The organism is Cryobacterium sp. 10S3, assembly GCF_034344045.1.
Lineage (GTDB): Bacteria > Actinomycetota > Actinomycetes > Actinomycetales > Microbacteriaceae > Cryobacterium > Cryobacterium glucosi.
In genome coordinates, this window is the sequence record NZ_CP133773.1 from 3,261,452 (window position 1) to 3,274,099 (window position 12,648).

Annotated in this window: 11 protein-coding genes; all 11 read right to left on the reverse strand. The window is 67.2% G+C overall.

Features of this window, described 5'->3' with window-relative positions; translation table 11 throughout:
* Positions 1 to 29 precede the first annotated feature (29 nt).
* Entirely contained in the window at positions 30 to 1,154 is a 1,125-nt protein-coding gene (gene chvE / locus RHM57_RS15145; RefSeq protein WP_134446762.1) for a multiple monosaccharide ABC transporter substrate-binding protein, read from the reverse strand.
* A 215-nt stretch (positions 1,155 to 1,369) separates the two neighbouring features.
* On the reverse strand, positions 1,370 to 2,080 hold the full coding sequence (locus RHM57_RS15150) for an L-ribulose-5-phosphate 4-epimerase (RefSeq protein WP_134446760.1): 711 nt from the start codon (positions 2,078 to 2,080) through the stop codon (positions 1,370 to 1,372).
* Positions 2,077 to 2,208 carry a hypothetical protein gene (locus RHM57_RS15155; protein WP_255454105.1) on the reverse strand — a complete coding sequence of 44 codons (132 nt, stop codon included), beginning with the start codon at positions 2,206 to 2,208 and terminating at the stop codon, positions 2,077 to 2,079. Before RHM57_RS15155 ends, RHM57_RS15150 begins: the two co-directional genes overlap by 4 nt.
* 192 nt (positions 2,209 to 2,400) lie before the next feature.
* Positions 2,401 to 3,423 (reverse strand): LacI family DNA-binding transcriptional regulator, encoded by a 1,023-nt coding sequence (locus tag RHM57_RS15160; protein ID WP_134446758.1) that lies wholly within the window; start codon positions 3,421 to 3,423, stop codon positions 2,401 to 2,403.
* 100 nt (positions 3,424 to 3,523) lie between these two features.
* Positions 3,524 to 4,216, reverse strand: a complete 693-nt coding sequence (locus RHM57_RS15165) for a cyclase family protein (RefSeq protein WP_134446756.1) — start codon at positions 4,214 to 4,216, stop codon at positions 3,524 to 3,526.
* Entirely contained in the window at positions 4,213 to 5,586 is a 1,374-nt protein-coding gene (locus RHM57_RS15170; RefSeq protein WP_134561682.1) for an APC family permease, read from the reverse strand. Before RHM57_RS15170 ends, RHM57_RS15165 begins: the two co-directional genes overlap by 4 nt.
* A gap of 104 nt (positions 5,587 to 5,690) precedes the next feature.
* Positions 5,691 to 6,863: a cystathionine gamma-synthase gene (locus tag RHM57_RS15175; protein WP_134561683.1), complete on the reverse strand. Its 1,173-nt coding sequence runs from the start codon at positions 6,861 to 6,863 to the stop codon at positions 5,691 to 5,693.
* A 25-nt stretch (positions 6,864 to 6,888) separates the two neighbouring features.
* Positions 6,889 to 8,253, reverse strand: coding sequence for a cystathionine beta-synthase (locus tag RHM57_RS15180; protein ID WP_134446750.1), 1,365 nt, complete (start codon positions 8,251 to 8,253; stop codon positions 6,889 to 6,891).
* 150 nt (positions 8,254 to 8,403) lie between these two features.
* Entirely contained in the window at positions 8,404 to 10,380 is a 1,977-nt protein-coding gene (locus tag RHM57_RS15185) for an ABC transporter ATP-binding protein (protein ID WP_322189875.1), read from the reverse strand.
* 154 nt (positions 10,381 to 10,534) lie between these two features.
* Positions 10,535 to 11,515, reverse strand: a complete 981-nt coding sequence (locus RHM57_RS15190; protein WP_134446748.1) for a carbohydrate ABC transporter permease — start codon at positions 11,513 to 11,515, stop codon at positions 10,535 to 10,537.
* Entirely contained in the window at positions 11,512 to 12,483 is a 972-nt protein-coding gene (locus RHM57_RS15195) for a carbohydrate ABC transporter permease (protein WP_134446746.1), read from the reverse strand. Before RHM57_RS15195 ends, RHM57_RS15190 begins: the two co-directional genes overlap by 4 nt.
* Between the last annotated feature and the right edge of the window lie 165 nt (positions 12,484 to 12,648).

Genomic DNA, 12,648 nt, shown 5'->3' on the forward strand with positions numbered 1-12,648 from the left:
CCGCCGCCACTGCCGGGGGAGCGAAGAACCTACTTGAGGTCGGCCTCGGTGTAGTAACCGGTGTCGACGAGCAGGGCCTTGTAGTTGTCCTTGGTAACGACCTGCGGAGCGAACAGGAAGGTCGGGACGACCTTGACCTTGTTGTTGTAGCTCTTCGTGTCGTTGACCTCGGGGGTCTTGCCGTTGAGCAGGTCGTCAGCCATCTTCACGGCCTCGTCGCCGAGCTGGCGCGTGTCCTTGTAGATGGAGGAGTACTGCTGGCCGGCGATGATCGACTTGACCGAAGCGGCCTCGGAGTCCTGACCGGTGATGATCGGGAGCTTGTCGGTGGCGTATCCCGAGCTCGTCAGAGCCGAGATGATGCCGATGGAGAGACCGTCATACGGGGAGAGCACGCCGTCGACCTTGGAGCCGTCGGAGTAGGTGCTCGCGATGAGGTTCTGCATCCGCTTCTGGGCGGTCGCCGGGTCCCAACGCAGGGTGGCGACCTGGGTGAAGCTGACCTGGCCGCTCTTGACGACGATGACGCCCTTGTCGATGTACGGCTGCAGGACGGAGATGGCGCCGTTGAAGAAGAACGTGGCGTTGTTGTCGTCGGGGCTGCCGCCGAAGAGTTCGACGTTGAACGGGCCGGTCTTGCCGGTGTCCTTGCCGTCCTTGTCCAGCACGCCGAGTCCGGTGAGCAGGCTCGTGGCCTGCAGCACGCCGACCTCGTTGTTGTCGAACGTGGTGTAGTAGTCGACGTTCTTGTTGCCGTTGATCAGGCGGTCGTACGCGATGACCTTGACGCCGGCCGCTGCGGCCTGGTCAAGCTGGTCGCTGAGCGCGGTGCCGTCGATCGACGCGATGATGAGGATCTTCGCGCCCTTCGTCAGCATGTTGCTGATCTGCTGGACCTGGGTGGGGATCTTGTCTTCGCCGTATTCGAGGTCGACCTTGTAGCCGAGCTTCTCGAGGGAGGCCTTGACAGCGTCGCCGTCCTTGATCCAGCGCTCGCTGGACTTGGTGGGCATTGCGACGCCGACAAGTGCACCGGCGTTGGCGCCCGCTGCAGCGGTGGTGGTGGCTGTGTCGCCACGTCCGCCGGAGCAGGCAGCGAGGGAGAGTGCGAGTCCAATGGCAGCGATGCCTGCGAGGACCTTACTTGTCTTCACTGAATTACCTTTCGTGGATCTGTTATCAACTCTGATGGCAGTTGTATTGGTGCTGCTATGTGATTACAGGCCTTGTGCCAGTCGGTAGTAGGCCTGGTTCCAACGCACCTAGCGGGTGAAATCCCGAAGGGTGGTGGTCTTATCGGTCACGAGAAGCTCGGTGCGAGCAATCGCGGCGAAATCGTGGGGGTCGAGAGTGGTGGAGAGAGCGGGCATCACTTCAGTGCTCCTTGCGGCGCTTGTCCGTAGACGTTCTGATAGCGGTTGTAGAGGGAGTCGATCGCGGCCTGCGGGATCGGGATGAGTGCTCCGCCCTGGCGGGCGATGTGCACGGTGCGGGCGACGTCTTCGACCATGACCGCGGCCTTGACCGCGTCCCTGGCGTCCTTGCCGATCGTGAAGGGGCCGTGGTTCTGCATCAGGACGGCCCGGGACCGGTGTCCCGTGAGGGCCGCGACGATGCCGCGGCCGATCGTGTCGTCACCGATGATCGCGAAGGTGCCGATCGGGATCGGGCCGCCGAACTCGTCGGCCATGGCCGTGATCACGCAGGGGATCTCCTCACCGCGGGCGGCCCAGGCGGTCGCGTAGGTGGAGTGCGTGTGCACGACACCGCCGATCTCGGGCATGTTGCGGTAGACGTAGGCGTGGGCGGCGGTGTCGCTCGACGGGGAACGGTCCGAGCCGGGGGTGCCGGGGATCACTGCGCCGTCGAGGTCGCACAGGATCATGTTCTCCGGGGCGAGGTCGGCGTAGTCGACGCCGCTCGGCTTGATCACGAAGAGGTCTGCGCCCGGGACGCGGCCGGAGACGTTGCCGCCGGTCCAGACCACGAGGCCGTTGCGGGTGAGTTCGGCGTGGAGGTCGGCGACATCGGCGCGGATGCGAGCGATCGCGACCTCGATCTGGGGTCCGTAGGTGCTCATGCGAACGCCACCGTACCGGTGGAGATACCCGCACCGCGCGTGAGGGCGTTCGGTCGGCGATCGCCTCCGATGACAGAGATCTCGGCGGATGCGTCGGCTGCGGGCGCGGCCTGTGCGTTCTCGATCACGAAATTCGACTCCTTTGTCATGCGGTGCTGAGGCCATGGCCGTCTGCGTACTCACGTGCGTACTTACATTGTCACGAAATGTGAACGGTCACAATCGCTGTGCTCACACTACGCCCGCAGTGGGCGTCCTTGTCAAGTCAGGGCGAAAAAGTGGCTGGTTGCGTTTTGGTAACCACCCGAAACGCGCCGGATTCAGAAGGCAGGGGGCCCTGTGGAGCCACGGACGATGAGCTCGGGAATGATCGGTGCGCGGAACTTGTCCGGGTCGTCACCGGCGATGGTGCCGAGCAGGAGGGCGATGCACCGGCGGCCCAGTTCCGCGAAGTCCTGGCGCACGGTCGTGAGCGGCGGCCAGAAGTGTGGCGCCTCCGGAATATCGTCGAACCCGACGATGCTCACATCCCGTGGGATGTCGAGCCCCGCATCCCTGACCGCGTGCATGATCCCGAGCGCCATCTGGTCGTTCGAGGAGAAAATGGCGGTGAAGTCGCGTTGCCGCAACAGTTCGCGCCCGGCGTGATAGCCGAAGTCCGCCGTCCAGTCCCCGAGGATCGGGGCGGTCGTCGGCACGTCCATCGCCCCCATTTCCTCCAGGAACCCGCGCATCCGCGCCTCGGCCTCGATCCAGTCCTGCGGCCCGGCGAGGTGGAAGATGCGCCGGTGCCCGAGGTCGATGAGATGCCGTGTGGCCAGTCGTGCACCGTGGATCTGGTCGACGGAGAGTGCGTGGTCATTGGGCCGGCCCGTCGACTGGAGTGTGACATACGGCACCTCGATCGAGAGCTGTTCGAGGACGTCGAAGACGCGGACCTGGGGGGCGATGACCACGATCCCCTCGACCGACTGGTACATCAGGTGGTCGAGTGCCGCTTCGATCGAGACAGTGTCGACCGAGGTCAGGTTCGCGGTGTTGACGTAATAGCCCGCCTCCCGCGCCGCATCCTGGATCGCGGCGATGCTGCTCGCGGGGCCGTACTGGGCCCCGGAGGCCGACAGCACGCCGATCGTGCGCGATCGCCCCCTCGACAGCGCCCTGGCCGCCCGGTTGGGTCGGTATTGGAGCTCCTCGATCACCTGCAGCACGCGGGCCTTGGTCGAATCTCGGATGCTCGGGTGATTGTTGAGTACTCGCGACACCGTCTGATGCGAGACTCCGGCGAGGCGTGCAACGTCCCGGATGCTGGGAGCCCGACCAGTGGGCAGTTCAGCAGTCATCGGGGCCTCGTCTATGAGCACGGTCACAAAGAAATTACGCACCCCCAGTATGCACCGCCGGGGAGGCGCGATGTGACCGTCACATAGCGGGAATCCGGCCTCAGCCGACCGGGCCGGGTACCCGCGCGAATGCCCGCACCGGGAAAGTGCCGAAGCCCTCGATCTTCGGAGGTACCGCCGAGAACGTCCCGCCGGAGGCCGGTACGTCCCCCAGCCCGGTGAGGTGCTCGACGACGTGGATGCCGGCAGCGAGCAGGGCCGAATGGGCGGGCCTCTCCCCACTCCCCTCGGTGTCGTCGATGTTGAGCGAGTCGATCCCGACGAGGGCGACGCCGGCACCGACGAGGAACCCGACGGCGTCTTCGGCCAGGAAGGGAGCCCCCGCCCTGTACTCCGGGGTGCCGAAGTGGCGGTCCCAGCCGGTGTGGATCAACACGGCCGAACCGGCCAGGCCGGAGCCTCGCTCGGCGAATGCCGCTGCGGGAATGCCACGGGCCGCAGCATCCGTCAGATGGAATACCTCGGCGGGGAGGTCGACGAGGGTATCGAGGTCGAGGCCGGCGAGATCCGTTCCACCCTCGTACCGGTGGTACGGACTGTCGAGATACGTGCCCGTGTTGCCGATCAGGGTGATCACGTCCATGGTGAATTCGGTGCCGGGCGCGTAGGCCGAGCGCGAGGCGGCACGGGTGAGGAAGGGCTCGATCACGGGAGCCGGCAGCCCCGGGTACGTCACGAGGCCCGCCCGGATGGTGTGGCTGAGATCGATCAGGCGGGCACGGGCGACGGTCATGTGTTCTCCTGGGCGGTTCGGGTTGGGCGGGGACGTGTTGAGCGAGCGCTTCCGGGCGAATGTTCGGGTGTACGGGAGCGCAGGGGGTTCGTCCGGCGCTTCTTGACCCGGCCGATGACGACGGCGACGAGGGCGAGCACGGCGGGAACGAGGAGGTTCGGGCCCGCGAGCACGAGCAGCGCGCCGGTGAGGGCCACGCTGACCGCTGCGAGCCACCAGCCGAGGCTGTAGCGGTCCAGGAGGCGCACGGCGGCGATCATGCCGAGAGTGTAGATCGCGACCATGGAGCTCGTGTGGATCAGGATGAAGACCGACAGGGGCAGGTGCTGCGTCACCATGATCGTGAAGTACCCACCGGTGAGCACGGCGACCACGGAGAGGCTGCGGCGCGGGACGCCGCCCGATTCGACGCCGCGGGCGAGCCAGAGCGGGAGATCGCCGTCGCGACCGAGCGAGGCGCCGAGCTTGGCGAACGCGCCCAGGTACACGTTGAGCACCCCGAGGGCGACGATCGCTGCGATCACCGCGACCGAGACCGGGCCGACGCCGCCGGGCGCCTGGGCGACGAGGGCGAGCAGGGGGACGGCGCCCGTTCCCGCAGCGCCGCCGAGGACGGCGACCGTCACGTACTGCAGCGCGAGGTAGGCCGCGCCCACGACCACGAGCGCGATCGCCGTCGCCGCCGGGATGACGCGGCGGGGATTGCGGAACTCCCCCGCGATGTGGGTGCCGACCTCCCAGCCGGCGAAGGCCCAGACGAACAGGCTGACGGCGGCGCCGACGCCGGTCCAGCCGTGAGTCAGGAACGGCTGGAAGTTTCCGGGCTCTGCGGCGGGGAAGGCGACGGTGACGACCCCGATGACGATGACGAGCAGCGCTCCGGTGAGGATGAGCTGAACGGCTCCGGAGACCCGGACACCGAGGTAGTTGGACACGAACGGTGGAACAAGGATCAGGAGGGCGACGATCGGTACGGCGGCCTGCTCCACCCCGAGGATCGCGACGACGTATTCCGCGCCGAGCATGGCGACGACCGGGGCGCCGAAGCCGACGCCGAAGAAGAACCAGTAGCCGGTCATCCGCGCCCACGTCTGGCCGAGGGCCGTGCGGACGTAGCTCGCCACGCCGCCGGGGTCCGGGTATCGGGCGGCGAGGGCGGCGAACGTGCCCGCGAGCGGGATGGACAGCACGAAGACGATCAGAACCGCGAGCAGGGAGGCCGGCCCTGCCGCAGCGGCCGTGAGTCCGGGCAGCACCAGGATCCCGGTGCCGAGGACCGCGGCGATGTACAGCGCGGTGCCCTGCAGCAGGCCCAGACTCCCGGAGCCGGTGGGGGCGGGGCTCACGGGGGCATCCGTCGGCTGGGTCATGGTCCTATGCTGCCGGACGACCATGCCCCGGCGAAATGGCAGACGTGACACACTCCGTCGAATTCCTGCCAACTTGCGGCCCGCACCGGCCGCAGCCGAATCCGTTAGGGGCGGGTGAGGTGGGCGACGGCGGCGAGGGCAGCGTCGAGGTCGGCGATCAGGTCGGCCTTGTCCTCGATACCGACGGAGAGGCGGATGATGTTGTCTGCGACCTCGAGTTCCGTTCCACGCACCGAGGCGTGCGTCATCTCGGCGGGGTAGTTCACGAGGGACTCGACGCCACCGAGGGACTCGGCGAGCTGGAAGAGCTTCGTGGACTCGGCGAAGGCGCGGGCAGCGGCGGCCCCGCCGGCGAACGCGATCGAGAGCATGCCGCCGAAGCCGCTCATCTGGCGTTTGGCGAGCTCGTGGCCGGGGTGGTTCGGCAGGCCGGGGAAGTAGACGGCTTCGAGGGCTGGATGGCCGTCGAGGTGTTCGGCGATCGCCTGCGCGTTGGAGCAGTGCCGGTCCATCCGCACCGAGAGGGTCTTGATGCCGCGCACGGTGAGCCAGGCGTCGAGGGGTGCGGAGACGGGTCCTGTGGCGAACTGCAGGAACTGCGCCTTCTGGTAGAGCGCATCGTCATTGATCACGAGGGCCCCGCCGAGCACGTCGGAGTGACCGCCGAGGTACTTGGTGGTCGAGTGCACGACGACGTCGGCGCCGAACGCCAGCGGATGCTGCAGGGCGGGGCTCGCAAACGTGTTGTCGACGATCACGGTGACGCCGAAACGGTGCCCGAGCGTGGCGAGCGCCTCGATGTCGCTGATCTTCATGAGGGGGTTGCTCGGCGTCTCGACCCAGAGGATCTTCGTTTCAGCGGGAATGATCGCGGCCTCGACGGCGGCGAGATCGGACAGGTCGACGGTCGTGTTGCGGATGCCGACCGCGCCGTGCACCGTGTTGATCAGGCGGTGCGTTCCGCCGTAGACGTCGTTGCCGAGCACGATATGATCGCCGGGTGCGAGCAGGGCACGCAGGATGGTGTCCTCCGCGGCGAGGCCGCTCGCGAACGACAGGCCGTGCGCGCCACCCTCGAGGGCGGCGAGCAGGGTCTCGAGCACGGTGCGCGTCGGGTTCCCGCCGCGGCTGTATTCGTAGCCGCCGCGCAGATGGCCGATGCTCTCCTGCACATAGGTCGAGGTCAGGTAGATCGGCGGGATGACGGCTCCGGTCGTCGGGTCGAATTCCTGTCCGGCGTGGATGGCGAGGGTGTCGAAGTTCGGGGTGCTGGGCATCCGTGGGTCCTTTGGTGGTGGGCGCTCAGGCGCTGAGGTAGGTGAGGAGGTCGTGGCGGGTGATGACGCCGAGGGGCTTGCCATCGGCGGTGACGAGGAGGGCATCGTCGTGGGCGAAGGCGGCACGGGCGGACGCGACGGGTTCGTTGACGCCGATCATCGGCAGGGAATCGCCGACGTAGGCGCTGATCTTGTCGGTGAGTTTCGCCTCGCCGGAGAAGACGAGCTCCATCAAGTGGCGCTCGTCGATCGCGCCGAGCACCTCGCCCATCACGACCGGCGGCTTGGCGGTCAACACGAGCAGCTGGGAGACGCTCGACACCGTCATGGCCTCGATCGCGTCGCGCACGGTGTCGATCGGGTGCACGTAGACGAAGGCAGGCAGGGTGCCGGTCTTGCTCTCGAGGAGGTCTGCCACGGTGTGCCCGGCCGGGGCGTTGCTGAAGCCGTAGCTGCGCATCCACTTGTCGTTGAAGATCTTGCCGAGGTAGCCGCGACCGCCGTCGGGCAGCAGCACGACGACGACGGCGTCGGCCGGGAGGGTCGCCGCGGCGCGAAGGGCCGCGACCACGGCCATGCCGCTCGAACCGCCGACGAGGATGCCCTCTTCGAGTGCGAGGCGCCTGGTCATGGCGAAGGATTCGGCGTCGGAGACGGCGATGACCTCGTGCACGACGGCGGGGTCGTACGCCGCAGGCCAGAAGTCCTCGCCGACGCCTTCAACGAGGTAGGGCCTGCCGGTGCCGCCGGAGTAGACCGAGCCTTCCGGGTCCGCGCCGATGATGCGCACCGTGTCGCCGGAGACCTCGCGGAGGTACCGCCCGGTGCCGGTGATCGTTCCGCCGGTGCCGACGCCCGCGACGAAGTGGGTGACGGTGCCGTCGGTGTCGCGCCAGATCTCCGGACCTGTCGACTCGTAGTGGCTGAGCGGCCCGTTCGGATTGGCGTACTGGTTGGGCTTGAAGGCGCCGGGGATCTCCCTGGCGAGCCGGTCGGAGACGCTGTAGTACGACTCCGGGTCGTCGGGCGCGACGGATGTCGGGGTCACGACGACCTCGGCGCCGTACGCGGTGAGCACGTTGCGCTTGTCCTCGCCGACCTTGTCCGGCAGCACGAACACGCACCGGTAGCCGCGCTGCTGCGCGACGAGGGCGAGGCCGACGCCGGTGTTGCCGGACGTGGGTTCGACGATGGTTCCGCCGGGCAGCAGCAGGCCGTCACGTTCGGCGGCATCGATGATTCGGGTGGCGATCCGGTCCTTCGCGGAGCCGCCCGGGTTGAAGTACTCGAGTTTGACCAGCACGGTCGCGCCGATCCCCTCGGTGACCTTGTTGAGTTTGACCAGCGGCGTGTTGCCGATGAGGTCGAGGATGGTGTCTGCAATCTTCATGGAAGATCCTTCGTCGAGGTGTCGTGAATGTCACCGCGCGGCCTGGGGCTCACGCACGGGACGGGCGAGGAGTGATCGGGGTGGGGCGTCAGGGGTCGGTCAGCGACCCGGACAACACGGACACTTCAGACGGACGAGCACCCTCCAACTCTAGTACCGCTCGTCGGTGAGCGGGCGGGGCGGAATCACAGGGGCGCTCGGTGCCACGGCCGGGACAGCACCCGAGACGGCGCCCGGGCTCGCGACCTGCTCGGAGTAGAGCCGCGCGTAGACGCCGTTCGCGTCGAGCAGGCCGCCGTGGGTCCCGCTCTCGACGATCCGGCCGCCGTCGACGACGAAGATCACGTCGGCCGCGACGATCGTCGAGAGTCGGTGGGCGATCGCGATCGTGGTGCGGCCGCGGGACGCGGTGTCGAGTGCCGCCTGCACGACGCGCTCGGAGATGGCGTCGAGGGCGCTCGTCGCCTCGTCGAGGATGAGCACTTCCGGGTTCTTCAGGAGCACCCTGGCGATGGCGATACGCTGCTTTTCGCCGCCGGAGAGCCGGTACCCGCGCTCGCCGACGACCGTGTCGTAGCCGGCGGGGAAGGACGCGATCGTGTCGTGGATGCTCGCGGACCGGGCGGCGGCCTCGAGTTCGTCCGCCGTGGCATCCGGTTTCGCATAGCGGAGGTTCTCGGCGATCGTCGCGTGGAAGAGGTAGGTCTCCTGGCTCACAATGCCGATGTGGGAGACGAGGGACTGCTGGGCGAGATCGCGCACGTCGATGCCGCCGAACAGGACTCGCCCTTCCGTCGCCTCGTAGAAGCGGGGGATCAGGTAGGAGACGGTCGTCTTCCCGGCGCCGGACGGCCCGACGAACGCGGCGAACTGGCCGGGCTCGATCGTGAACGAGACCTGGTCGAGGGTGGGCCGGGACTCACCGGCGGCATCCGGATAGGCGAACGTGACGGCATCGAATTCGACGCGACCGGTGGCGGGGCCGGTCTCGGGCACCGCGAGAGCCTCCGGGGAATCCTGGATCGCCGGGACGAGGTCGAGGTACTGGAAGATCCGCGCGAAGAGGGCGCTCGAGGTCTGCAGGTCGAGTGCGACCCGCATCAGGCCGAGCAGGGGGAACAGCAGCCGGGACTGCACGGTCGTGAACGCGACGATCGTGCCTGCGGTGATGTCGGCGGAACCGTTGCTCATCAGCAGGCCGGCGACCAGGTAGACGATCGCGGGGATGCTCGAGAGGAAAATACTGACCATGGCGAAGAACCACTGGCCGCTCATCTGCTGGCTGACCTGCAGTCGTACCTGGTTGTCGTTCTCGTCCGAGTAGCGGCCGATCTCGGCCTGCTGCCTGGTGAAGCTCTTGGAGAGCAGAATCCCGGAGACGCTCAGAGTCTCCTGCGTGATCGCGGTCATGTCGGAGAGCGATTCCTGGGTCTTCGCCGCGATCCGGGCGCGGACCTGGCCGACGCGGCGCTGGGCGATCACGAGGATCGGCATCAGGATCAGGGCGACGATCGTGAGCTGCCAGTCGAGCAGGAGCATCGCGACGAACGCGGCGATCACGGTGACGGCGTTGCCGAGCAGGCTCGAGATGGTGTTCGTGAGCACGCTCGCGACGCCGCCGACGTCGTTCTGCAGCCGCGACTGGATGATCCCGGTCTTGGTGCGGGTGAAGAAGCTCAGCTCCATGGCCTGCAGGTGAGTGAACAGTCGCACGCGCAGGGCGCCCATCACGGTGTTGCCGACACTCGCGGTGAGCCAGGTCTGCCACACCCCGAGCAGCTGGGAACCGAGGTAGATCGCGATCATGAGCCCGACGAGGGTCGCGAGGCGGGGCAGGTTGGGCTCTCCCCCCGGCGGGAACAGGCCCTCGTCGAATGCGCGCTGCACGAGCAGAGGCGGGACCACCGAGAGCGCGGCGCTGATGATCACGAGCACGACGGTGACAGTGAGCGCGGTGCGGTGCGGCGCGAACAGCGCGGCAATCCTGCCGAGGAGGTTCGGTATCCGCGGTGCTTCGGCGTTCTCGGCGCGCTGGGCGACGGGGTCACCGCTGCTGATCCGCCCGCGCGGGCGTCCGTACTGTCCAGGCCGGCCGGAGGGGGCCGACCCGCCACCGTGGCCGTGCATTGCACTCATGAAGCCAGCCTAAACGTCGCCGCAGCGGCATCCGCTCGCCTGCAGGGCACGCAACTGTGCCCGCTCCGGACACCTGTTCCCGTTGCGCGGGGCACAGGTGTCCGTTACGGGCACAGGTGTTGTTCGAGCGGATGCCCGGGCCTGGTCAGCCCTTCGTCGAGCCGGCCAGCAGGCCGCGCACGAAGTAACGCTGCAGGCTGAAGAACACGATGAGCGGCACGATCAGGGACACGAAGGCCGCGGCCGTGAGGCGCTGCCAGTCCTGCCCTCGGGTACCGGTGAGTTCGGCCAGGCGCTGCGTGAGCGGGGCGACATCCGGCGTGCCGCCCGAGAAGATCAGGGCGACGAGCAGGTCGTTCCAGACCCAGAGGAACTGGAAGATCGCGAAGGACGCGAGCGCGGGCACCGCGAGCGGCAGCACGATCCGGAAGAAGACCTGGCCGTGGCTGGCGCCGTCGACACGGGCTGCCTCGATGACCTCGCTCGGGATCTCGGAGATGAAGTTGTGCAGCAGGAAGATCGCCAGCGGCAGCGCGAAGATCGTGTGCGCGATCCAGACCGGCAGGTAGTTCTGCGCCGGGATCATCGGGATCAGCTGGTGCAGCGCCTCCTGCCCGGGCTTCAGGATCGCGGTGAACATCTGGAGCAGCGGGATCAGCGCGAGCTGCAGGGGCACGATCTGCAGTGCGAACACGAGCACGAAGAGTGCGCCACTGCCCTTGAACTTGATCCAGGCAAAGGCGTACGCGGCCATCGAGGCGATCACGAGGGGGAAGATCGTGGCGGGGATCGCGATCGCGAGGGAGTTCACGAAGTACGCGCCGAGCTGCGGGGAGGACTGCGAGGTGGAGAGCAGCACCTCCTTGTAGTTGTCGAGCGTGAAGCCCGGGTTCTGCAGGATGGTCCACCACCCCGTCGTGGTGATCAGCCCGGCGGGCCGGAAGGAGGACACGAACAGGCCGAAGGTCGGCAGCGTCCACAGGATCGCGATGACGAGCGACACGACCGTCGCCGTGCGCGACGTGAGGCGCCGTTTCACCCTGGCCGACTTGGTGCCGACGGTGACGACCTCGAGGGCATTCTTCTTGGTGCCGACGATGGGCAGGTCGACTACGTTGTCGCTCATCGGATCTCCCTCTGCTTGCGCATGATTCGTACGTTGTAGATGACAATCGGCAGCACCATCAGGAACAGCACGATCGCGAGCGCAGCGCCACGGCCCTGCTCACCGGCTCGGAATGCCTGCGTGTACATCTCGTTGGCGATGACGCTCGTGTTGAAGTTACCGGCGGTCATCGTGCGCACGATGTCGAAGACTTTGAGGGTGGCGATCGAGATAGTCGTGATCACGACGACGAGCGAGCCGCGGATGCCGGGGATCGTCACGTTGGTGAACCGCTGCCAGGCGTTGGTTCCGTCGAGTTCGGCGGCCTCGATCTGCTCGGTCGGGACCCCCTTGATGGCTGCAGAGAGGATGACCATGGCGAATCCGGTCTGGATCCAGATCATCACGATGATCAGGAGGAAGGTGTTGATCGGCGAGGTCTGGAGCCACTGCACCGGCTGGCCGCCGAGCCAGACCACGATCTGGTTCAGGAGGCCGATCTGGTCGCTTCCTCCCGACTTGTAGTCGTAGATGAAGCGCCAGATGATTCCGGCACCGACGAAGGAGATCGCCATCGGCATGAAGACGAGGGCCTTGAAGTATTTCTCTCCCCGGGACTTGTCGATGAAGACCGCGTAGCCGAGGCCGATGGCCGTTGAGATCGTCGGCACGACGACAACCCAGATCAGGGTGTTGCCCAGGGTGATCAAAGCAGCCGGCTGGGTGAACATCCAGACGAAGTTCTCGGCGCCGACATAGGCACCCGAACTGTTGGTGAACGCCAGGAGGGAGGTGCGGAATGCCGGGTAGATCAAACCGGCAAGCAGCAGGAGGAGGGCGGGCGCGATGAAGAAAGTCAGCTGCCAATAGTCGCGCCCGCGTTTGGGCGCCCTGTCTATCAGGAAAAGCAGGAGACCGATGACAAGCGCGAACGCTGCCAGTGCCCCCACTACCTGGATTATCTTTCCGAGTAAGTCTGCGGTCGTCATTGGCCGGTCCCTTCAATCGTGCGCGAAGCGGTCGTGCGAGGGGTCGCGTGGAGGTCTTGTGGGTGGTGCAGGTGGTGCGGTCGTGCGGGAGGCGGGTGGCGGGGCCCGCCGACTTCTCGGCAGGCCCCGCCCCGGTTGGGGCATCCGCTAGCGGATGCCCCGGGG